General features: G+C 53.3%; 17 protein-coding genes, 2 tRNA genes and 1 other RNA gene. 12 read left to right on the top strand and 8 right to left on the bottom strand.

Annotated features, from left to right (window positions below):
• The first annotated feature begins 16 nt into the window (after positions 1-16).
• From AB8818_RS03995 to narI, 5 genes are all read left to right on the top strand, one after another.
• A complete protein-coding gene (locus tag AB8818_RS03995; protein WP_116339396.1) occupies positions 17-1,414 on the top strand; it encodes a NarK family nitrate/nitrite MFS transporter in 1,398 nt (465 codons plus the stop codon).
• A 381-nt stretch (positions 1,415-1,795) separates the two neighbouring features.
• Complete coding sequence (locus AB8818_RS03990) at positions 1,796-5,539, top strand: nitrate reductase subunit alpha (RefSeq protein WP_116339398.1); 3,744 nt, start codon at positions 1,796-1,798, stop codon at positions 5,537-5,539.
• Positions 5,536-7,071: a nitrate reductase subunit beta gene (gene narH, locus AB8818_RS03985; protein WP_192985101.1), complete on the top strand. Its 1,536-nt coding sequence runs from the start codon at positions 5,536-5,538 to the stop codon at positions 7,069-7,071. Before AB8818_RS03990 ends, narH begins: the two co-directional genes overlap by 4 nt.
• The gene (narJ, locus tag AB8818_RS03980) at positions 7,068-7,778 is read left to right on the top strand and encodes a nitrate reductase molybdenum cofactor assembly chaperone (RefSeq protein ID WP_192985103.1); all 711 of its coding nucleotides are present in this window, start codon (positions 7,068-7,070) and stop codon (positions 7,776-7,778) included. The genes narH and narJ overlap by 4 nt, the downstream gene beginning before the upstream one ends.
• Positions 7,778-8,455: a respiratory nitrate reductase subunit gamma gene (gene narI, locus AB8818_RS03975; RefSeq protein ID WP_021240339.1), complete on the top strand. Its 678-nt coding sequence runs from the start codon at positions 7,778-7,780 to the stop codon at positions 8,453-8,455. Before narJ ends, narI begins: the two co-directional genes overlap by 1 nt.
• On the opposite strand, the gene AB8818_RS03970 is transcribed toward narI, so the two are convergent.
• Positions 8,452-9,348 (bottom strand): DMT family transporter, encoded by an 897-nt coding sequence (locus AB8818_RS03970; protein WP_192985109.1) that lies wholly within the window; start codon positions 9,346-9,348, stop codon positions 8,452-8,454. The genes narI and AB8818_RS03970 overlap by 4 nt on opposite strands.
• 108 nt (positions 9,349-9,456) lie before the next feature.
• On the opposite strand from AB8818_RS03970, the gene AB8818_RS03965 reads away from it, so the two are divergent.
• Complete coding sequence (locus AB8818_RS03965) at positions 9,457-9,900, top strand: Lrp/AsnC family transcriptional regulator (RefSeq protein WP_028013440.1); 444 nt, start codon at positions 9,457-9,459, stop codon at positions 9,898-9,900.
• A gap of 94 nt (positions 9,901-9,994) precedes the next feature.
• On the opposite strand, the gene AB8818_RS03960 is transcribed toward AB8818_RS03965, so the two are convergent.
• The 5 genes from AB8818_RS03960 to AB8818_RS03940 all read right to left on the bottom strand — a co-directional run bounded on the left by AB8818_RS03960 (position 9,995) and on the right by AB8818_RS03940 (position 11,869).
• Positions 9,995-10,114: non-coding RNA, RtT sRNA (locus AB8818_RS03960), on the bottom strand.
• A gap of 45 nt (positions 10,115-10,159) precedes the next feature.
• Positions 10,160-10,244, bottom strand: a tRNA-Tyr gene (locus AB8818_RS03955).
• Positions 10,245-10,279: 35 nt separating this feature from the next.
• A tRNA-Tyr gene (locus tag AB8818_RS03950) sits at positions 10,280-10,364 on the bottom strand.
• A gap of 157 nt (positions 10,365-10,521) precedes the next feature.
• Complete coding sequence (gene purU, locus AB8818_RS03945) at positions 10,522-11,364, bottom strand: formyltetrahydrofolate deformylase (RefSeq protein ID WP_003856715.1); 843 nt, start codon at positions 11,362-11,364, stop codon at positions 10,522-10,524.
• Positions 11,365-11,410: 46 nt separating this feature from the next.
• A complete protein-coding gene (locus AB8818_RS03940; RefSeq protein ID WP_116339404.1) occupies positions 11,411-11,869 on the bottom strand; it encodes a YchJ family protein in 459 nt (152 codons plus the stop codon).
• A 112-nt stretch (positions 11,870-11,981) separates the two neighbouring features.
• Here AB8818_RS03940 and rssA point away from each other — a divergent pair, with 112 nt between their 5' ends.
• The 3 genes from rssA (at position 11,982) to galU (ending at position 15,098) form a co-directional block, all read left to right on the top strand.
• Entirely contained in the window at positions 11,982-12,884 is a 903-nt protein-coding gene (gene rssA / locus AB8818_RS03935; protein ID WP_192985105.1) for a patatin-like phospholipase RssA, read from the top strand.
• 91 nt (positions 12,885-12,975) lie between these two features.
• Entirely contained in the window at positions 12,976-13,989 is a 1,014-nt protein-coding gene (rssB, locus tag AB8818_RS03930; protein ID WP_192985107.1) for a two-component system response regulator RssB, read from the top strand.
• A gap of 200 nt (positions 13,990-14,189) precedes the next feature.
• Positions 14,190-15,098: a UTP--glucose-1-phosphate uridylyltransferase GalU gene (gene galU, locus AB8818_RS03925; RefSeq protein WP_028013435.1), complete on the top strand. Its 909-nt coding sequence runs from the start codon at positions 14,190-14,192 to the stop codon at positions 15,096-15,098.
• A 198-nt stretch (positions 15,099-15,296) separates the two neighbouring features.
• Here the strand turns inward: galU and hns are convergent, their stop codons facing one another.
• Positions 15,297-15,710 carry a histone-like nucleoid-structuring protein H-NS gene (gene hns, locus AB8818_RS03920; RefSeq protein ID WP_008502781.1) on the bottom strand — a complete coding sequence of 138 codons (414 nt, stop codon included), beginning with the start codon at positions 15,708-15,710 and terminating at the stop codon, positions 15,297-15,299.
• Positions 15,711-16,258: 548 nt separating this feature from the next.
• Here hns and tdk point away from each other — a divergent pair.
• Positions 16,259-16,873 carry a thymidine kinase gene (tdk, locus tag AB8818_RS03915; RefSeq protein ID WP_028013433.1) on the top strand — a complete coding sequence of 205 codons (615 nt, stop codon included), beginning with the start codon at positions 16,259-16,261 and terminating at the stop codon, positions 16,871-16,873.
• A gap of 65 nt (positions 16,874-16,938) precedes the next feature.
• Here the strand turns inward: tdk and adhE are convergent, their stop codons facing one another.
• Positions 16,939-19,617 (bottom strand): bifunctional acetaldehyde-CoA/alcohol dehydrogenase, encoded by a 2,679-nt coding sequence (gene adhE, locus AB8818_RS03910; RefSeq protein ID WP_028013432.1) that lies wholly within the window; start codon positions 19,615-19,617, stop codon positions 16,939-16,941.
• Positions 19,618-20,095: 478 nt separating this feature from the next.
• Between adhE and AB8818_RS03905 the strand changes: the two genes are divergently transcribed.
• The gene (locus tag AB8818_RS03905) at positions 20,096-20,743 is read left to right on the top strand and encodes a YchE family NAAT transporter (RefSeq protein WP_116339409.1); all 648 of its coding nucleotides are present in this window, start codon (positions 20,096-20,098) and stop codon (positions 20,741-20,743) included.
• Positions 20,744-21,514: 771 nt separating this feature from the next.
• The gene (oppA, locus tag AB8818_RS03900) at positions 21,515-23,146 is read left to right on the top strand and encodes an oligopeptide ABC transporter substrate-binding protein OppA (RefSeq protein ID WP_028013430.1); all 1,632 of its coding nucleotides are present in this window, start codon (positions 21,515-21,517) and stop codon (positions 23,144-23,146) included.
• The last annotated feature ends 18 nt before the right edge of the window (positions 23,147-23,164 follow it).

The following is a 23,164-nucleotide window of genomic DNA, read 5'->3' as shown; positions in this document are numbered from 1 at the left end:
AGAATCAGAGGTGTCTATGAGTCACTCATCCGCCCCCGAAAGGGAAAATGGTGCCGTTATTACAGACTGGCGTCCAGAGGATCCGGCGTTCTGGCAACAGCGCGGCCATCGTGTAGCAAGCCGGAATCTGTGGATTTCCGTTCCGTGTCTGCTTTTAGCGTTTTGCGTATGGATGTTGTTTAGCGCGGTCGCGGTAAACCTGCCGAAAGTTGGGTTTACGTTTACGACCGATCAGCTGTTTATGTTGACCGCATTGCCGTCGCTGTCTGGCGCGCTGCTGCGTGTTCCATACGCGTTTATGGTGCCGGTCTTCGGCGGCCGTCGCTGGACGGCGTTCAGTACGGGCATCATGATCGTCCCTTGCGTGTGGCTTGGCTTCGCGGTGCAGGATACCTCCACCCCGTTCAGCGTGTTCGTGATTATCTCCCTGCTGTGCGGTTTTGCGGGGGCTAACTTTGCCTCCAGCATGGCGAACATCAGCTTCTTCTTCCCGAAAGCGAAGCAGGGCGGCGCGCTGGGCATTAACGGCGGTCTGGGCAACATGGGCGTGAGCGTGATGCAGCTGATTGCGCCGCTGGCGATCTCTGTTTCTATTTTTGCCGCCTTCGGCGGCGGTGGCGTCGAGCAGGCGGATGGTTCTTCCCTCTACCTGCAGAACGCGGCCTGGATTTGGGTCCCGTTCCTGGTGGTCTTCACCCTGGCAGCCTGGTTCTTTATGAACGATCTGAGCGCGTCAAAGGCCTCTTTGAGCGAGCAGCTGCCGGTGCTGAAGCGTGGACACCTCTGGGTGATGGCGCTGCTGTATCTGGCTACCTTCGGTTCGTTTATCGGCTTCTCAGCGGGCTTTGCGATGCTGTCGAAAACCCAGTTCCCGGACGTGCAGATCCTGCAGTTCGCTTTCTTCGGCCCGTTCATTGGCGCACTGGCGCGCTCGCTGGGCGGTATGATCTCTGACCGTCTGGGCGGTACCCGCGTGACGCTGGTGAACTTTATTGTGATGGCGGTCTTCTGTGCGCTGCTGTTCCTGACGCTGCCTGCTGACGGGCAGGGCGGTAGCTTCATCGCCTTCTTCGCCGTGTTTATGGTGCTGTTCCTGACCGCCGGACTGGGGAGTGCTTCCACCTTCCAGATGATCTCCGTGATCTTCCGCAAGCTGACGATGGATCGCGTGAAAGCACAGGGTGGAAGCGAAGAGCAGGCCATGCGTGAAGCGGCGACAGATACGGCTGCGGCGCTGGGCTTTATCTCTGCGATTGGCGCCATTGGCGGCTTCTTTATCCCGAAAGCGTTCGGTATCTCGCTGGACCTGACCGGCTCTCCGGCAGGCGCCATGAAAGTCTTCCTCGTCTTCTATATCGCCTGCGTTGTGATTACGTGGCTGGTATATGGCCGTAATACCAAGAAAAATAAGTAAGTGTGATTATCCGTTTTCGCGGCCTTCTGGCCGCGTTTTTTTTGGTCGAATAATAGTTACAACATACTAAAAGCTTTTACAGCAGTCGCCTGCGGGTAACATTGTGATCGCCATCGCGTTGCAGGCAGGTCTACCCCTTAATACCTGAGATGTTAAATTTTGCCTGGGTTATTGTACGATGAATGAAAAATGTCCTTATAAATCATTTATTTATTAATTTTAAAAACATACCGCTTTGGTGGTATTTAGTCTAACCCCTCCTTTTAAAGTCCCTCTTCGTCTTGATCGTTATCAATTCTCCTCCTCTTTCAGGGCGTTACCTTCGCTGCAAATCAGCAATGTCGATTTAGAGAGCCACAGGCTCCATACAGGAGATACCCGATGAGCAAATTTTTGGACCGGTTTCGCTACTTCAAACAGAAGGGTGAAACGTTTGCCGATGGGCACGGCCAGGTTCTGGATACCAACCGGGACTGGGAAGACGGTTACCGCCAGCGCTGGCAGCATGACAAAGTCGTCCGTTCTACCCACGGCGTAAACTGCACTGGCTCATGTAGCTGGAAGATTTTCGTTAAAAACGGTCTGGTGACCTGGGAAATGCAGCAGACCGACTATCCGCGCACCCGCCCGGATATGCCAAACCACGAACCGCGCGGCTGCCCGCGTGGCGCCAGCTACTCCTGGTATCTCTACAGCGCTAACCGTCTGAAATACCCTCTGATGCGTAAGCGCCTGATGAAAATGTGGCGTGAAGCGAAAGTGCAGCACAGCGATCCGGTGGATGCCTGGGCGTCCATCATTGAGGACGCCGACAAAGCGAAAAGCTTCAAGCAGGCTCGCGGTCGCGGTGGCTTCGTTCGCTCTTCCTGGAAAGAGGTGAACGAGCTGATTGCCGCCTCCAACGTCTACACCGTCAAAACCTACGGTCCTGACCGCGTGGCGGGCTTCTCGCCAATCCCGGCGATGTCGATGGTCTCTTACGCCTCCGGGGCTCGCTATCTGTCACTTATCGGCGGTACCTGCCTGAGCTTCTACGACTGGTACTGTGACCTGCCGCCTGCGTCTCCGCAAACCTGGGGCGAGCAGACCGATGTGCCGGAATCCGCGGACTGGTACAACTCAAGCTACATCATCGCCTGGGGCTCTAACGTACCGCAGACCCGTACCCCGGACGCGCACTTCTTTACCGAAGTTCGTTACAAAGGGACCAAAACCGTTGCGGTCACCCCGGACTACGCCGAAATCGCCAAGCTGTGCGACCTGTGGCTGGCGCCGAAACAGGGTACCGACGCCGCGATGGCGATGGCGATGGGCCACGTCATGCTGCGTGAATTCCATCTCGACAAGCCAAGCCAGTACTTTACCGACTACGTGCGTCGCTACACCGACATGCCGATGCTGGTGATGCTGGAAGAGCGTGAGGGCTACTATGCCGCGGGCCGCACGCTGCGCGCTGCCGATCTGGTGGATTCGCTGGGCCAGGAAAACAACCCTGAGTGGAAAACCGTTGCGTACAACAGCAACGGCGAGCTGGTAGTGCCAAACGGCTCTATTGGCTTCCGCTGGGGAGAGAAGGGCAAGTGGAATCTTGAGCAACGCAACGGCACCACCGGCGAAGAGACGGAGCTGCGTCTGAGCATGCTGGGCAGCCAGGACGAGATTGCCGAGGTCGGCTTCCCGTACTTTGGCGGTGAAGGTTCCGAGCACTTTAACAAGGTCGAACTGAAAAACGTTCTGATGCACAAGCTGCCGGTTAAGCGCCTGCAGCTGGCCGACGGCTCAACTGCACTCGTCACCACCGTTTATGACCTGACCATGGCGAACTACGGCCTGGAGCGCGGTCTGAACGATGAAAACTGCGCAACCGGCTATGACGACGTGAAGGCGTACACCCCGGCCTGGGCGGAGCAGATCACCGGCGTACCGCGCGCGCAGATCGTTCGTATTGCCCGCGAGTTTGCGGAAAACGCCGACAAGACCCACGGTCGCTCTATGATCATCGTCGGCGCCGGTCTGAACCACTGGTATCACCTCGATATGAACTATCGCGGTCTGATCAACATGCTGATCTTCTGCGGCTGCGTTGGTCAGAGCGGCGGCGGCTGGGCGCACTACGTGGGCCAGGAAAAACTGCGCCCGCAGACCGGCTGGCAGCCGCTGGCGTTTGCCCTCGACTGGCAGCGTCCGGCACGCCACATGAACAGCACCTCCTACTTCTATAACCACTCCAGCCAGTGGCGCTACGAAACGGTCACCGCGCAGGAACTGCTGTCGCCGATGGCGGATAAATCCCGCTACAGCGGCCACCTGATTGACTTCAACGTGCGCGCTGAGCGTATGGGCTGGCTGCCTTCTGCGCCGCAGCTGGGCACTAACCCGCTGCGCATTGCACAAGAGGCGAAGCAGGCGGGGATGTCGCCGGTGGACTACACCGTGAAATCATTGAAGGATGGCTCAATCCGCTTCGCGGCAGAACAGCCTGAAAACGGTAAAAACCATCCGCGTAACCTGTTCATCTGGCGCTCCAACCTGCTGGGCTCGTCCGGTAAAGGCCACGAGTACATGCTGAAATACCTGCTCGGTACCGAAAACGGTATTCAGGGTAAAGATCTCGGCAAGCAGGGCGGCGTGAAGCCGGAAGAGGTGGAGTGGAAAGATAACGGTCTCGACGGCAAGCTGGATCTGGTGGTGACCCTCGACTTCCGTCTGTCCAGCACCTGCCTGTACTCCGACATTGTGCTGCCAACTGCGACCTGGTACGAAAAAGACGATATGAATACCTCGGATATGCATCCGTTTATTCATCCGCTGTCTGCCGCCGTTGACCCGGCTTGGGAATCGAAAAGCGACTGGGATATCTACAAAGACATCGCGAAGAAATTCTCCGAAGTCTGCGTGGGGCACCTGGGCAAAGAGACCGACGTGGTGACGCTGCCAATCCAGCACGACTCCGCCGCCGAGCTGGCGCAGCCGCTGGACGTGAAGGACTGGAAAAAAGGCGAGTGCGACCTGATCCCGGGCGTAACCGCGCCGCACATTATTCCGGTTGAACGCGACTACCCGGCAACCTACGAGCGCTTTACCTCTATCGGCCCGCTGATGGAGAAAATCGGCAACGGCGGGAAAGGGATCGCCTGGAACACCCAGAGCGAAATGGACCTGCTGCGCAAGCTCAATTACACCAAAGCGGACGGCCCGGCGAAAGGCCAGCCAATGCTGAACACGGCGATTGATGCGGCAGAGATGATCCTGACCCTGGCCCCGGAAACCAACGGCCACGTGGCGGTGAAAGCCTGGGCGGCACTGAGCGAGTTCACCGGCCGCGACCATACGCATCTGGCGACGAATAAAGAGGAAGAGAAAATCCGCTTCCGCGATATTCAGGCGCAGCCGCGCAAGATTATCTCCAGCCCGACCTGGTCAGGTCTGGAAGATGAGCATGTGTCCTATAACGCGGGCTACACCAACGTTCACGAGCTTATCCCGTGGCGCACCCTGTCCGGCCGTCAGTCGCTGTATCAGGATCACCAGTGGATGCGCGACTTCGGCGAAAGCCTGCTGGTGTATCGTCCGCCAATCGACACCCGCTCCGTGAAAGCGGTGATGGGCGCGAAATCCAACGGTAACCCGGAGAAAGCGCTGAACTTCCTGACGCCGCACCAGAAGTGGGGTATCCACTCCACCTACAGCGACAACCTGCTGATGCTGACCCTTTCTCGCGGCGGTCCGATTGTCTGGATGAGCGAAACGGACGCCAAAGATCTGGGTATCGAAGATAACGACTGGATCGAAGTGTTTAACAGCAACGGCGCCCTGACGGCGCGTGCGGTGGTGAGCCAGCGCGTACCGGCCGGGATGACCATGATGTACCACGCGCAGGAGCGTATCGTTAACCTGCCGGGGTCAGAAATTACCGAGCAGCGCGGCGGTATTCACAACTCCGTGACGCGTATTACGCCAAAGCCGACCCACATGATCGGTGGCTATGCGCAGCTGGCCTACGGCTTTAACTACTACGGCACCGTAGGATCGAACCGCGATGAGTTCGTGGTGGTACGTAAGATGAAGAATATTAACTGGTTAGACGGCGAAGGTAATGACCAGGTACAGGAGAGCGTAAAATGAAAATTCGTTCACAAGTCGGCATGGTGCTGAATCTGGATAAATGCATCGGCTGCCACACCTGCTCGGTCACCTGTAAAAACGTCTGGACCAGCCGTGAAGGTATGGAGTACGCCTGGTTCAACAACGTGGAAAGCAAGCCGGGCACCGGCTTCCCGACCGACTGGGAAAACCAGGAGAAGTGGAAGGGCGGCTGGATCCGTAAAATTAACGGCAAGCTGCAGCCGCGCATGGGCAACCGCGCGATGATGCTGGGTAAAATCTTCGCTAACCCGCACCTGCCGGGCATCGAGGATTACTACGAGCCGTTTGATTACGACTACCAGAACCTGCACAACGCGCCGGAAAGCAAACACCAGCCGATCGCCCGTCCCCGTTCGCTGATTACCGGCAAGCGCATGGACAAAATTACCAGCGGTCCTAACTGGGAAGAAATTCTGGGCGGCGAGTTCGAAAAACGCGCCAAAGACCAGAACTTCGAGAACATGCAGAAGGCGATGTACGGCCAGTTCGAAAATACCTTCATGATGTATCTGCCGCGCCTGTGCGAGCACTGCCTCAACCCGGCGTGCGTGGCGACCTGCCCAAGCGGCGCCATCTACAAGCGTGAAGAAGACGGCATCGTGCTGATCGACCAGGACAAGTGCCGCGGCTGGCGCATGTGCATCACCGGCTGCCCGTACAAAAAAATCTACTTCAACTGGAAGAGTGGTAAATCAGAGAAGTGCATCTTCTGCTACCCGCGTATCGAAGCCGGTATGCCGACCGTTTGCTCTGAGAGCTGCGTGGGCCGTATTCGCTACCTCGGCGTTCTGCTGTACGACGCGGACGCGATTGAAAATGCCGCGAGCACCGAGAACGAGAAAGATCTGTACCAGCGTCAGCTGGACGTGTTCCTCGATCCGAACGATCCGAAGGTGATTGAGCAGGCGCTGAAAGACGGCATTCCGCAGAGCGTGATTGATGCGGCGCAGCAGTCTCCGGTGTACAAAATGGCGATGGACTGGAAGCTGGCCCTGCCGCTGCACCCGGAATACCGCACCCTGCCGATGGTCTGGTATGTGCCGCCGCTGTCACCGATTCAGTCTGCCGCTGACGCGGGCGAACTGGGCAGCAACGGCATTCTGCCGGACGTGGAAAGCCTGCGTATCCCGGTTCAGTACCTGGCTAACCTGCTGACCGCGGGGGATACCCAGCCGGTACTGCTGGCGCTGAAACGTATGCTGGCGATGCGTCACTTCAAACGTGCGGAAACCGTTGACGGCGTTAACGATACTCGCGCGCTGGAAGAGGTGGGCCTGACTGAAGCGCAGGCGCAGGAGATGTACCGCTACCTCGCGATTGCCAACTACGAAGACCGTTTCGTGGTGCCGAGCAGCCACCGCGAGCTGGCCCGCGAGGCCTTCCCGGAGAAAAACGGGTGCGGCTTTACCTTCGGTGACGGTTGCCACGGGTCTGACAGCAAATTCAACCTGTTCAACAGCCGCCGCATCGACGCTATGGATGTGACCAGCAAAACGGAGCCGCACCAATGATTGAACTCGTCATTGTTTCGCGTCTGCTCGAGTACCCGGATGCTGCGCTTGCGCAGCATCAGCAGGAACTCTTTGATGCACTCGCGTCATCTGAAAACCTGGACAAAGAGGACGCCCAGGGGCTTGGCGTTTTCCTCCGCGATCTGCTGGCGCGCGACCTTCTGGATGCCCAGGCGGACTATAGCCAGCTGTTTGACCGCGGGCGCGCGACGTCGCTGCTGCTGTTTGAACATGTTCACGGGGAATCCCGCGACCGCGGTCAGGCGATGGTTGACCTGATGGCCCAGTACGAGCAGCACGGCCTGCAGCTCGACAGCCGCGAGCTGCCGGATCACCTGCCGCTGTACCTTGAGTATCTGGCACAGCTGCCGAAAGAAGAGGCGCTGGGCGGTCTGCAGGACATCGCGCCGATTCTGGCGCTGCTCGGCGCGCGTCTTCAGCAGCGCGAGAGCCGCTACGCGGTACTGTTCGACCTGCTGGTGAAGCTGGCTAACGCCTCTGTAGACAGTGAAAAAGTGGCGGAGAAAATCGCGGATGAAGCCCGCGACGATACCCCGCAGGCGCTGGATGCGGTCTGGGAAGAAGAACAGGTGAAATTCTTTGCTGACCAGAACTGCGGGGAGTCTGAAATCTCGGCTCACCAGCGTCGTTTTGCCGGGGCGGTTGCCCCGCAATATTTGAATATCTCTAACGGAGGACGGCACTAATGCACTTCCTGAATATGTTCTTCTTTGACATTTACCCGTATATCGCGGGCACCGTGTTCCTGGTGGGAAGCTGGCTGCGCTATGACTACGGCCAGTACACCTGGCGTGCTGCCTCCAGCCAGATGCTGGATCGTAAGGGGATGCACGTCGCGTCTAACCTGTTCCACATCGGGATCCTGGGGATTTTTGCCGGTCACTTCCTGGGGATGCTTACGCCGCACTGGATGTACGAAGCGTGGCTGCCGATTGAGGTGAAGCAGAAGATGGCGATGATCGCCGGCGGTGCCTGCGGCGTGATGACCCTGGTAGGTGGCCTGCTGCTGCTGAAGCGTCGTCTGTTCAGCCCGCGCGTGCGTGCGACCACTACCGCAGCGGACATCCTGATCCTCTCCCTGCTGATGGTGCAGTGCGCGCTGGGCCTGCTGACCATTCCGTTCTCGGCGCAGCATATGGACGGCAGCGAGATGATGAAGCTGGTGGGCTGGGCGCAGTCCGTGGTGACTTTCCACGGCGGAGCGTCTGAGCACCTGGACGGCGTGGCGTTTATCTTCCGCGTTCACCTGGTGCTGGGGATGACGCTGTTTGTGCTGTTCCCGTTCTCCCGTCTGGTGCACATCTGGAGCGCGCCGGTGGAGTACCTGACGCGCAAATACCAGATTGTGCGCGCCCGTCGCTAGTTTGCCGTTTTGATACCAACCCCGCATTCGCGGGGTTTTTTTTCGCCCCAGCCCAGGTTATTGCCCGCCGCAGCAAACAGGATCAACGCGCCGCCCGCCAGCTGCGTCAGGTTCAGCGAGTGTCCGAACACCAGATTATCGACAACAATCGCCACCACCGGATAGATAAACGACAGGGAACCGGTTATGGGGGTAGGCAGCTTCTGAATCGCGCTATACAGCAGCTGGTACATTATGCCGGTATGGACGATGCCGAGCGTAAGCAGGATCGGCCAGGGGAAATCACCGGAAAAAGTCGGCAGGCTGGCAAACGGCAGAAGCATCACGACGCCCGTCAGCACCTGAATAAAGGCAATATGCTGCGGTGCGATGGTTTTCAGTTTGCGCGCAATGATTGCCGTCAGCGCGTAGAAGAAGGCCGCGGCCATGGCCAGACCGATACCGGTGAGCCATTCACTGCCATGCGCGCCGGTCAGCTCGCTGGAGAGCAGTATCACCACACCGCCAAAGGCGAGGAACAACCAGCCCCATTTCACCAGGCTGACGCGCTCGCCTAAAAACATCCCCATCAGGACCAGCATAAACGGCTGGGTGTTATAGACCACGGTAGAGAGGCCAATAGAGATGCGTTCATAGGCTGCGAAGAGCAGCAGCCAGTTCACTACTAAAGCCACACCGCCGAGAATCGCCAGCAGCAGCGTGGTGCGGGTAAGGGGACTAAAGGGCTTTTGACTTACCCGGATAAAAATAAAAAGCGCCATTGCCCCAATAAGGCAGCGCCAGAACACCACTTCCGTTACCGGCAGACCGCTGAGCAAAACAAACGCCCCGATAGAGCCGGAAATTAACATCGCCAGGCTCATTTGCCAGACGCCTTTATGGAAATCGCGCATCATCCACCTCCTGATTGAATGACGCTATTGTCGAAAAATGCTGTCGGGTTTTACAGGGGTGATATAAGGTTGAAAGTGTTAACTGCTTTTTAAAATTAGGTGAAACGAGTGGAATACCTTATTGATGATATCGACCGGCAAATTTTATCCTGCCTGGTTGAAGATGCGCGCATGTCTTTGAAGGTGCTCAGTGGCCGCATCGGTCTGACCTCACCCAGCACGGCAGAACGTCTGAAGCGGCTGGAAGAGCGGGGCGTGATTCAGGGATATGGTGCGCGGGTGAATCTGGCCGCGCTGGGGTATACGCTGCAGGCGCTGGTGCGCGTGCGGCCTCTGCCAGGGCTGTTGCATAAGGTGGATAAATACATTCAGGCGATGCCGGAGTGTATTGAGAGCGACAAGGTGACCGGGGAAGACTGCTTTGTGATTAGGCTGGTGGTGCGATCGATAGAGCAACTGGATGCGCTGCTGGACGGGCTGGCGGAGCATGCCCAGTGTAATACGTCGATTGTGAAGAGTTCGCCGGTGAAGCGCCGGTTGCCGCCGATGTAGATTTCTGTTGCCGGGTGGCGGCTGCGCCTTACCCGGCCTGCGAAGGTAGATTCGGTTCGGTTTTGTTATGACGTTTGGATTTTATTGAAAGCGATGGTGGTGGGGGAAGGATTACTCGGCGCGTTGCGCCTTGCCCTTCGGGTCGTTGCCTGCGGCAACGCTTTCTCGCTACGCTCGAATCGAAGCTTCTCATCATTCCCCGTTATGGGAATACATGATGCGCAGTGCGAATAGAAAATTTAAGGTCATTTGGAAGTGATGGTGGTGGGGGAAGGATTCGAACCTTCGAAGTCGATGACGGCAGATTTACAGTCTGCTCCCTTTGGCCGCTCGGGAACCCCACCAGGGGTAATTCAAATTTTGAGGTCGTGCTGAGAGATGGTGGTGGGGGAAGGATTCGAACCTTCGAAGTCGATGACGGCAGATTTACAGTCTGCTCCCTTTGGCCGCTCGGGAACCCCACCACGGGGTAATGCTTTTAACTGGCCTGCTTCCTGCTGGAAGCGGGGCGCATCATATCAAATGAGACGCCCCTGTAAAGCATTCCTTTAGGGAAATGAAGTTGTTTGCCTGCTTTTTATCCGTAAAGGCGCAAAGCTAATCAATTCATTTTCCGAAAGATTAAAGAATGATGGTTCTGTTACCGTAGACAAAGACACGCTGCGCCAGCACCTGATACAGGGCACGACTCAACACGTTCTTCTCAACGTCACGTCCGGCACGCATCATATCTTCCGCGGTATAGGTGTGATCCACGTGAATCACGTCCTGCATGATGATTGGGCCTTCGTCCAGGTTGTCATTCACGTAGTGCGCGGTGGCGCCGATGATCTTCACGCCTCGCTCGTACGCCTGATGGTATGGGCGGGCGCCAATGAAGGCCGGCAGGAACGAGTGGTGGATGTTGATAATCTTGTTCGGGAAACGCGCCACGAAGGAAGGCGTCAGCACGCGCATATATTTCGCCAGCACCACGTAGTCCGGGTTATGCGCTTCAATGGCAGCAGCCATCAGGTTGTCGTGTTCTTCACGGGTATGGCCTTCATGGCTCACCAGCTCAAACGGAATATCAAAACGCTCAACCAGCGTGCGCAGGGTTTCGTGGTTACCGATAACAGCGGCGATTTCCACGTCCAGACCACCGTAATTGGCCTTCATCAATAGATCGCCCAGGCAGTGAGCCTCTTTTGTCACCAGAATCACAATGCGACGACGGCCCGCTGGATTCAGCTCACGCACGGAACCTTCCGGCAGCGCGCTGTCCAGATCGGCCAGCAGGGTGGTGTCGTTGAAAATGCCTTCCAGCTCGGTGCGCATGAAGAAGCGACCGGTACGGTGGTCAACGAACTCGTTGTTCTGCACGATATTCAGTTCATGCTTGTAGCAAATGTTGGTAATTCGTGCGATCAGCCCTTTTTGATCGGGACAGATAGTGCGCAGAACTTTACGTTGTAATGATTGCATCGCCGGGAAATCCTGTTTGTATTTGCGAAGTCTGGGTTGTCAGGCGTTACTGCCCGCAACACTTTTTGAATTTTTTTCCTGAACCACAAGGGCAGGGATCGTTACGACCAAACTGTGGGCGCGTACCGTCAATATAATACCATTGCCCGCTTTCCTTTAAGAACCGGGAACGCTCGATAATGGCGCCAGGCCTGGCGTTTTCGGTAAAACGGGCAACAAAGCTGACAAAGCCTTCATCGTCGTGGCTGCCTGGTGACGATTCAAACACGGTAAGCCCGAGCCAGTGGGTGTTGGCGAACCCGGTTTCGATCTCTTGTCTGAAATCGGCGGCGTGGCAGGACGGGTGCCAGGTTTTTATCAGGTAGTCTGCGTCTTTGATCACAAAAGCAGTATACCGTGAACGCATGAGGTGTGACGGGTCCGGTGCAACCTGATTGCCAGAAAGATATCGCTGGCAACATAGGCTATACTCCAGAGCGCTACCACAAGGGCAGAGTTGAGACACGATTCTCTTCCTGGAAAAAAATAAGGGCGTAAAACGCTTCGGGTAGCACTATGTTAACTGAGCAGTTGCGTTGACGCTATGTCAGGAATCCAGGGGAAGTAAAACAGGGCTAATGAGAAAGGTTAAAATTGGACTGGCGCTGGGCTCAGGTGCAGCCCGCGGATGGTCTCATATCGGCGTGATTAATGCCTTAAACAAAATGGGTGTTGACGTTGATATCGTTGCAGGATGTTCAATAGGATCGCTGGTCGGCTCCGCTTACGCGTGCGGCAAACTCCCTGAACTCGAAACCTGGGTACGCTCCTTCAGTTACTGGGACGTGCTGCGTCTGATGGATCTCTCCTGGCAGCGCGGTGGGCTGTTGCGCGGTGAACGCGTCTTTAACCAGTTCCGCCGGGTGATGCCTCTCGAAGATTTTACTGACTGCCGGATGCCTTTTGGCGCCGTCGCGACGAATCTCAGCACAGGCCGTGAACTCTGGCTGACCGAAGGGGATATTCACCTTGCGGTGCGTGCTTCATGCAGTATTCCTGGGCTTATGGCGCCCGTGCCTCATAACGGCTACTGGCTTGTCGATGGTGGCGTCGTGAACCCGGTTCCCATCTCTCTGACGCGTGCCATGGGGGCCGACATCGTCATCGCCGTGGATTTGCAGCACGATGCTCATCTGATGCAGCAAGACCTTATGCCGGTCAATCTCCAGAGCGAAAGTGCCGAAGTCGAAAAGCTTGCCTGGCATGAGCGCCTGCGCGGAAGAATCGGGCGTATGGCCGCACGGCGATCGGTTGCCGCGCCGACAGCCATGGAAATCATGACCACCTCAATTCAGGTTCTTGAAAATCGCCTCAAACGTAACCGTATGGCCGGCGATCCACCGGATATTCTTATTCAGCCTTACTGTCCGCAAATCTCTACCCTTGATTTCCATCGGGCTGAGGCCGCCATCGCAGCGGGCTCGCTAGCCGTCGAAAAGAAAATAGACGAGTTGCTGCCGTTTGTGCGAACAGCACGTTAAGCACCTTTTTTTGACTACTTCAGCAAAATCTGACAGGCGATAGTGCCGATAGCATGCCACTATTTAGTAACTGTCAGCCAGGGGAGGAACCATGACGCAGCCATTGGCCGGAAAACTCATTTTGATTGTTGAAGACGAGCCCGTTTTCCGATCGCTACTGGATTCGTGGTTATCCTCGCTGGGAGCAAACACTTTACTGGCCGAAGATGGTGTCGACGCGCTGGAAAAAATGACCGGTATTACGCCCGATCTGATGATTTGCGACATCGCGATGCCGCGAATGAATGGATTGAAACTGGTTGAACATTTGCGCAACGAGGGTGACCAGATGCCCATTCTGGTGATCTCCGCGACTGAGAATATGGCGGATATTGCCAAAGCATTACGTCTTGGCGTTCAGGATATTCTGCTTAAACCCGTCAAAGATCTGAGCCGGTTACGTGAAACGGTATTAGCGTGCCTTTATCCGAATATGTTTAATTCTCGCGTTGAGGAAGAGGAACGCCTTTTTCAGGACTGGGACGCGCTGGTGAGTAATCCGCCAGCGGCGGCGAAATTGCTGCAAGAGCTTCAGCCTCCCGTTCAGCAAACTATTTCCCACTGTCGCGTAAATTATCGCCAGCTGGTGGCGGCCGATCAGCCTGGGCTGGTGCTGGATATTGCACCTCTGTCTGATTCCGACCTCGCATTTTATTCTCTGGACGTAACCCGGGCAGGGGATAATGGCGTATTAGCTGCGTTGTTACTTCGTGCGCTCTTTAATGGATTATTGCAGGAACAGTTATCACATCAGGGACAACGGCTCCCTGAGTTAGGAAGTTTACTCAAACAGGTAAACCAGCTTTTTCGTCAGGCTAATTTACCCGGACAGTTCCCGCTGCTGGTTGGTTATTACCATAGCGGTTTAAAGAATCTTATCCTCGTTTCAGCAGGTCTCAACGCGTCACTGAATACCGGGGAGCACCATATTCAGGTGAGTAACGGTGTGCCGCTTGGAACGCTGGGAACGGCGTATCTCAATCAAATTAGCCATCGCTGTTCTTCCTGGCAGTGCCAAATTTGGGGTGCCGGGGGAAGGCTACGCTTAATGTTGTCCACGGAATAAGCAATTGGATCTTAATTTTAAGATTGCTTTACCTGTGTTTTCTCGGGAGTGCTACTATCGCTGCCCAGATTCATGCGTATTTGTCCTAATTGATCGGCAACGCGTTCTTTTCAGACCCGGACTGCGGGGCGAGGCTGATATACTCAACGCGTTATTTATTGCATAAAAGTTCAAAACTTGAACAGCTCAGGAGAATTTGAATGGCTGCCCTAAATTCGAAAGTCAGAAAGGCCGTCATCCCGGTAGCGGGATTGGGGACCAGGATGTTACCAGCAACTAAGGCGATTCCTAAAGAGATGCTGCCTCTGGTTGATAAGCCATTAATCCAGTATGTCGTTAATGAGTGTATCGCGGCCGGCATCACTGAAATTGTGCTGGTTACGCATTCATCTAAAAACTCTATCGAAAACCACTTCGATACAAGTTTTGAACTCGAAGCCATGCTGGAAAAACGCGTTAAGCGTCAGCTGTTAGAAGAAGTTCAGTCTATTTGCCCTCCGCACGTTACCATCATGCAGGTCCGTCAGGGGCTGGCTAAAGGTCTGGGCCACGCGGTTATGTGTGCACACCCGGTTGTGGGTGATGAGCCTGTCGCGGTCATTCTGCCAGACGTTATTCTGGATGAATACGAATCCGATCTTTCCCAGGATAACCTGGCTGAGATGATCCATCGCTTCGACGAAACGGGCTGCAGCCAGATCATGGTTGAGCCTGTTGAAGATGTGACCGCTTACGGTGTGGTTGACTGCAAGGGTGTGAACCTTGAGCCAGGCGAAAGCGTGCCAATGGTTGGTGTCGTAGAGAAGCCTAAAGCCGACGTAGCGCCGTCTAATCTGGCGGTGGTGGGTCGCTATGTCCTGAGCGCTGAAATCTGGCCTCTGCTGGCGAAAACGCCTCCAGGAGCAGGGGATGAAATCCAGCTGACGGATGCCATTGATATGCTGATCGAGAAAGAGACCGTTGAGGCTTACCACATGAAAGGTAAGAGCCATGACTGCGGTAATAAGCTCGGTTATATGCAGGCGTTCGTTGAATATGGCATTCGCCATAATACGCTGGGTGAAGAATTTAAAGGCTGGCTCAAAGAGAGTATGGGTATTAAGAAATAACCCGGGCGTAAATCTCTGAAACCGGTGTGGCGCTGCCCACCGGTTTTTTTATGCCCATAAAACGCCATCACGAGCCTGTTTGTAAGCAAAACTAAATAGCCGAATAACTCTTTATGACGGAGTGTAAGAGGATGTTTGTGATAAATTGCGGGCAAAAAAAATCCCGCCAGAGGCGGGATTTTTCTGAATTCGGCGTGATTAATCCTTGATCAGGAAGTCATCCAGCTGTTTACCTTGCTCATCCATGGCTTTCTTGATTACAGCAGGAGTACGGCCCTGGCCGGTCCAGGTTTTAGTTTCGCCGTTCTCATCAACATAGCTATATTTAGCAGGACGGGCAGCGCGTTTTGCTTTGGTACCGGTTTTTGCAGCAGCCATGCTGTTCAGCAATTCATTTGGATCGATACCATCAGCAATCAGCATTTCACGATATTGCTGCAGTTTACGCGTACGTTCTTCGATTTCAGCAGCAGCAGCGCTTTCTTCTTCGCGACGTTCATTAACTACAACTTCTAATTTTTCCAGCATTTCTTCGAGCGTTTCAAGGGTACATTCTCTTGCCTGCGCACGAAGAGTACGGATGTTGTTCAGAATTTTAAGTGCTTCGCTCATTGTAGTAATCTCAAACTTATAATGGGGGGTGGTTTGTTGACCTAATAATAGAGCCATAAATTCAGATGTGCAATAGCCAGGAATGTAAGGAATTCAAAAAATACTAAATAAAGCCGCTATTATTAATTACGCTAACTTAAATTTCCTCTTCGACAGTCTCGCTTGTTATCACGATAACCTGCTTAACCCCGCCGCTTGCATCTTTTTTTTGTGACATTTACCGCAGGAATTATAGTTTCGGCGGATAAATATCAGCCTTTTGTATTAGTTCCAGGCTACGGCGCTAAGGCAGGAATAGTTAATAAACAGTGAATTTTAATGAACGCGGATTCCACTATAAAAAGAAGTGTTATGTTTGGCTAACCATATAACCTATTGATCAGCATGACCTCCATTACTCTCTGTTTTAACGGATTATTTTTGCGAAAAGAAGGTGTTTTACACCTTTCAGCACGGCATCGTTTGTGCGGCGTGTCGCTGATGACCAGACAAAATATGGTACAATGAATCATCGGGAATATTACACATTGATTAGGGTTTGACGGCCAATGGCACAACTTTATTTCTACTATTCGGCAATGAATGCCGGTAAATCCACCGCGCTGCTGCAATCCTCATACAATTACCAGGAACGAGGAATGCGTACCGTTGTTTATACTGCTGAAATCGACGATCGCTTCGGTGCAGGGAAGGTGAGTTCCAGAATAGGCCTCTCTTCGCCAGCCAGGCTTTTTAACCCGCAAACTGACCTGCTGGAGGATATCCGCGCTGCGCATGCGTCAGAGCCTATTCACTGCGTTCTGGTTGATGAAAGCCAGTTCCTGACGCGTGAACAGGTGCACGCGCTCTCTGAAGTGGTTGATGAGCTCGATATCCCCGTCCTGTGCTACGGGTTGCGTACAGACTTCCGCGGGGAACTGTTTGCCGGAAGCCAGTATCTGCTTGCCTGGTCAGATAAGCTGGTTGAACTGAAAACTATCTGCTTCTGTGGACGCAAGGCCAGCATGGTGCTTCGTCTCGACCAGGCCGGAAAACCTTATGCGGACGGTGAGCAGGTGGTGATTGGCGGCAATGAACGCTATGTGTCGGTCTGTCGTAAGCACTATAAGGAAGCATTGTCCGTAGGCTCGCTCACGGCGATCCAGCACGACAACAGAAAATAATATCTGCTGTTGTTCAGACATAAAAAAACCCGCCACGAAGGCGGGTTTTTTCATCAGGCTGTCAGTTAAGCGCTTTTCTTCGCTTTCTTGTCAGCTTTAATGACCGGAGCTTCTGTTTTCACAGCAGCAACGTCACCTTCCTTGAACTCACGACCGTAGTAGGTATCCAGCAGAATCTGTTTCAGCTCGGAGATCAGTGGGTAGCGCGGGTTAGCACCAGTACACTGGTCATCGAAGGCATCTTCAGACAGCTTGTCTACGTGAGCGAGGAAGTCAGCTTCCTGAACGCCTGCTTCACGGATAGATTTAGGAATACCCAGTTCAGCTTTCAGGCTTTCCAGCCATGCCAGCAGTTTCTCAATCTTCGCAGCAGTACGGTCGCCCGGTGCGCTCAGACCAAGGTGGTCAGCGATTTCAGCATAACGACGACGCGCTTGCGGACGGTCGTACTGGCTGAAAGCAGTCTGCTTGGTTGGGTTGTCGTTAGCGTTATAACGGATAACGTTGCTGATCAACAGGGCGTTCGCCAGACCGTGAGGAATGTGGAACTGTGAACCCAGCTTGTGCGCCATAGAGTGGCAAACACCCAGGAAGGCGTTCGCAAACGCGATACCGGCGATGGTTGCTGCACTGTGGACACGTTCACGTGCTACAGGGTTTTTAGAACCTTCGTTGTAGGACGCTGGCAGGTTTTCTTTCAGCAGTTTCAGAGCCTGCAGAGCCTGACCGTCAGAGAACTCAGACGCCAGTACAGAAACGTAGGCTTCCAGGGCGTGAGTGACCGCATCCAGACCACCGAATGCACACAGAGATTTCGGCATCTCCATAACCAGGTTGGCATCAACGATAGCCATATCTGGGGTCAGCGCGTAGTCAGCCAGTGGATATTTTTGACCTGTTGCGTCATCCGTTACCACCGCAAATGGTGTCACTTCTGAACCGGTACCGGAAGTGGTAGTGACGGCGATCATTTTCGCTTTCACGCCCATTTTCGGGAACTTGTAGATACGTTTACGGATGTCCATAAAGCGCAGCGCCAGTTCTTCGAAGTGGGTTTCCGGATGCTCGTACATAACCCACATGATTTTCGCGGCGTCCATTGGGGAACCACCACCCAGTGCGATAATCACATCTGGTTTGAATGAATTCGCCAGCTCAGCACCTTTGCGGACAACGCTCAGGGTCGGGTCAGCTTCAACTTCGAAGAACACTTCAGTTTCGACGCCAGCCGCTTTCAGTACAGAGGTGATCTGGTCAGCGTAGCCGTTGTTGAACAGGAAACGGTCAGTCACGATGAGCGCACGTTTGTGGCCATCAGTAATCACTTCATCCAGCGCGATTGGCAGAGAGCCACGGCGGAAGTAGATAGATTTCGGAAGTTTGTGCCACAACATGTTTTCAGCTCGCTTAGCAACGGTTTTCTTGTTGATCAGGTGTTTTGGACCAACGTTTTCAGAGATGGAGTTACCACCCCAGGAACCACAACCCAGAGTCAGGGAAGGTGCGAGTTTAAAGTTATACAGGTCGCCAATACCACCCTGAGAAGCAGGGGTGTTAATCAGGATACGGGCTGTTTTCATCATCTGACCGAAGTGGGCAACACGCTCTGGCTGGTTATCCTGGTCGGTGTACAGACATGAGGTATGACCGATACCGCCCATGGCAACCAGCTTCTCGGCTTTCTCTACCGCGTCTTCGAAATCTTTCGCACGGTACATAGCAAGCGTTGGAGACAGTTTTTCGTGAGCAAACGGCTCGCTTTCGTCGACAACTTTAACTTCACCGATCAGGATTTTGGTGGTTGCCGGAACGGTAAAGCCTGCGAGTTCAGCGATCTTATAGGCTGGCTGACCCACGATAGCGGCGTTGAGCGCGCCATTTTTCAGGATAATGTCCTGAACCGCTTTCAGCTCTTTACCCTGCAGCAGGTAGCCACCGTGGCTGGCGAAACGTTCGCGTACTGCGTCGTACACGGAATCGACAACAACAACAGACTGTTCAGATGCACAGATAACGCCGTTATCGAAGGTTTTAGACATCAGAACAGACGCCACAGCACGTTTGATGTCAGCGGTTTCATCGATAACAACTGGGGTGTTACCTGCACCCACACCGATAGCTGGTTTACCGGAGCTATATGCCGCTTTAACCATGCCAGGACCACCGGTCGCCAGAATCAGGTTAATGTCCGGGTGATGCATCAGCGCGTTGGACAGCTCAACAGAAGGTTGGTCGATCCAGCCAATCAGATCTTTTGGTGCGCCAGCGGCAATTGCAGCCTGCAGAACGATGTCTGCTGCTTTATTTGTCGCGTCTTTCGCACGTGGATGTGGAGAGAAGATGATTGCGTTACGGGTCTTCAGGCTGATCAGTGATTTGAAGATAGCCGTTGAAGTTGGGTTAGTGGTTGGAACAATACCGCAAATGATACCGATAGGTTCGGCGATTGTGATAGTCCCGAAGGTGTCGTCTTCAGACAGAACGCCACAGGTTTTCTCATCTTTATAGGCGTTGTAGATATACTCAGAAGCAAAGTGGTTTTTGATCACTTTATCTTCAACGATACCCATGCCAGATTCGGCAACGGCCATTTTAGCGAGAGGGATTCGAGCATCTGCAGCAGCCAGAGCGGCCGCGCGGAAGATTTTATCAACCTGTTCTTGGGTGAAATTGGCATATTCACGCTGGGCTTTTTTAACGCGCTCGACGAGGGCGTTCAGTTCAGCGATATTAGTAACAGCCATAATGCTCTCCTGATAATGTTTAAACTCTTTTAGTAAACCAGCGCTCGATACGTCAGACAGTATAGACAGTGCCAATACGACTTGCGTTACATAAAGTAAAACAAAGGGTTACTTTATGCTCCAGTACACTAATTTACTAAAAGAGCCTTACCTTAGCATCATCCCTTTTTGTCAGGTGACCTCCCTGGGGGCGTAATCAAGATTACTCACTTCTGAGTACAGAAATCATGATCTGCGTCAATTTTCCACCAAGCTGATACCTTTCAGCAGGGTTATTTAATGGATATATTTCCACTGTTAATTAATTAAGTAACTATTGGAAGTGGCGCTATCATTGTCTCAACATATGTTTAACATTCTGAAATGCTAACGTTTTGGCACAGATTTCTGGTGAAGTATGCTAATAAAAAGCGTATCTTCAGCGCGATTTTTCATGACAACGTACCAGTCCCGGGCATGCGCAAAAGCGGAGCAAAACGTGATCCAAACGCTCTTTGATTTTCCTACGTATTTCAAATTTTTTATTGGTTTGTTTGCCCTGGTCAACCCGGTGGGGATCATTCCTGTCTTCATTAGTATGACCAGTTACCAGACGGCGGCGGCCCGGAACAAAACCAATCTCACCGCTAACCTGTCTGTGGCGATCATTTTGCTCACCTCGCTTTTCCTGGGAGATGCCATTCTCCAGATCTTTGGCATCTCGATTGACTCCTTCCGCATTGCGGGCGGGATCCTGGTGGTGACCATTGCCATGTCCATGATCAGCGGTAAGCTGGGTGAGGATAAGCAGAACAAGCAGGAAAAGTCAGAAACCGCCATTCGCGAAAGTATCGGCGTGGTTCCGCTGGCGTTACCCCTGATGGCCGGGCCGGGTGCCATCAGTTCGACGATTGTCTGGGGCACGCGTTACCATAGTCTCATGCACCTGATTGGCTTTTCTGTCGCAATTGCCGTTTTCGCGCTCTGTTGCTGGGGTGTATTCCGCATGGCGCCGTGGCTGGTGCGCTTGCTGGGGCAGACGGGCATTAACGTTATTACGCGTATCATGGGGCTGCTGTTGATGGCACTCGGGATCGAGTTCATTGTAACGGGTATTAAAAGCATTTTCCCCGGCTTGTTGCATTGATATTTCATATGAAAGAACGGCGCTGCGGCGCCGATTTTTTTATGTAATTATCAGCAAATCATATAAATAAAGTTGAAATGCTCACATATCATAATAAATTCTACTAATAATGTTCATTGCTTGTATTTCATAGAGTTATGAATTCCCCTCCAGTCCACCTGCGCAGAAAATCTTCGAACGCTCTGTTATTTTACTCACACGATAGTCTGGGGCTTGCTGAGTGATAACCGAAATGATATTAGTAATTTCAACATTCATGTAGATGAATGTGCTAAATAATAACCAGTTGTTAAATTTTTGTACAAAATCACGCGATGATAGCGCAGCGACGCGCTTGTAGAGAAAACTTTCTCTATCATTTTGAATATTATTGGTTTTTCTTAATGTTCAACGTCTGGCAGGGCCGCCACCAAAGATACGGCACTCACCGTAAAAGAGAATTGCTTAACAAATTTGCAAAATGTATTGGCGCGTGTTTACGCCATTTGATACTTTCCGGCCTAATATTTTGCAGCATAAAACAACCAGATGAGAATTATTTTCATATAGTCCTCTTCTCAGATATCCGGCACAGGTCTCAAACAGGGGAGGCCTGGCAAGAATCGACGCAAGACGGCCATACGAGCGGTCAGTAATAAAAAAGTCGGTGATAGCAAGAAGTAAAAAAAGAACCTGACAGCAGCAAAAAAAACTCCTGCGCTGTACAGGCCCCAACAGGGGATTAAACAGCTGGCGAAAGCCAGTAATTATAATGAGTGGAGTACCAACACAATGTCCATCATCACAAAAAAAAATCTGGTAGCGGCGGGGATTTTAACTGCGCTAATCGCGGGCAACGCTGCAATGGCTGCGGACGTTCCTGCAGGTGTTCAACTGGCGGAGAAACAGACGCTGGTTCGTAACAACGGTGCGGAAGTGCAGTCTCTCGACCCGCACAAAATTGAAGGCGTTCCTGAGTCGAACGTTAACCGCGACCTTTTCGAAGGCTTGCTGGTGACTGACGTAGACGGCCACCCGGCACCGGGTGTGGCAGAAAAGTGGGAAAACAAAGATTTCAAAGTCTGGACCTTCCATCTGCGTAAAGATGCCAAATGGTCCGACGGTACACCGGTTACCGCCGAAGATTTCGTGTATAGCTGGCAGCGTCTGGCGAATCCAAACACCGCTTCTCCGTATGCGAGCTATCTGCAGTATGGCCACATCGCCAATATCGATGACATCATCGCTGGTAAAAAGCCGGTCACCGACCTGGGCGTGAAGGCGATCGATGCTAATACCTTTGAAGTGACGTTGAGCGAACCTGTTCCGTACTTCTATAAGCTGCTGGTTCACCCGTCCGTATCGCCTGTACCAAAATCCGCTGTCGAAAAATTTGGTGAAAAATGGACACAGCCTGCCAATATCGTGACCAACGGTGCCTATAAGCTCAAAGACTGGGTGGTCAACGAACGTATGGTGCTGGAGCGTAACCCGCAGTACTGGGACAACGCGAAGACCGTGATTAATCAGGTCACCTACCTGCCAATCTCTTCCGAAGTGACCGACGTTAACCGCTACCGCAGCGGCGAAATCGACATGACCTATAACAACATGCCGATTGAACTGTTCCAGAAGCTGAAGAAAGAGATCCCGAAAGAAGTTCACGTCGATCCGTATCTGTGCACCTATTACTACGAAATCAACAACCAGAAAGCACCGTTCACCGACGTGCGCGTTCGTACTGCGCTGAAGCTGGCACTGGATCGCGATATTATCGTGAACAAAGTGAAAAACCAGGGCGATCTGCCAGCGTACAGCTACACGCCTCCGTATACCGATGGGATGAAGCTGGTTGAGCCTGAGTGGTTCAAGTGGTCACAGGAAAAACGAAACGAAGAGGCGAAAAAACTGCTGGCTGAAGCAGGATACACCGCAGATAAACCGCTGACGTTTAACCTGCTGTACAACACATCAGATCTGCATAAGAAACTGGCGATTGCGGTGGCGTCTATCTGGAAGAAAAACCTGGGCGTGAACGTTAAGCTGGAAAATCAGGAGTGGAAAACCTTCCTCGATACGCGTCATCAGGGGACCTTCGACGTGGCGCGTGCGGGCTGGTGTGCGGACTATAACGAACCAACCTCATTCCTGAACACCATGCTCAGCGACAGTTCCAACAACACGGCGCACTATAAGAGCCCGGCGTTCGACAAGATCATCGCCGAAACGCTGAAAGTGTCTGACGATGCGCAGCGCGCAGAGCTGTACGCGAAATCAGAAGAGCAGCTCGATAAAGACTCTGCAATTGTACCGGTTTACTACTACGTTAACGCCCGTCTGGTGAAACCGTGGGTAGGGGGTTATACCGGTAAAGACCCGTTGGATAATATTTCCGTTAAGAATCTCTATATTATCAAGCATTAATGGCAATACGTGGGGCGA

Origin of the sequence: Enterobacter sp. KB-280D8 (assembly GCF_041399405.1) — a bacterium.
Classification (GTDB): Bacteria; Pseudomonadota; Gammaproteobacteria; order Enterobacterales; family Enterobacteriaceae; genus Enterobacter; species Enterobacter cloacae_N.
The sequence above is the reverse complement of the archived record's forward strand: the minus strand, read 5'-3'. Positions and strand labels throughout refer to the sequence as shown.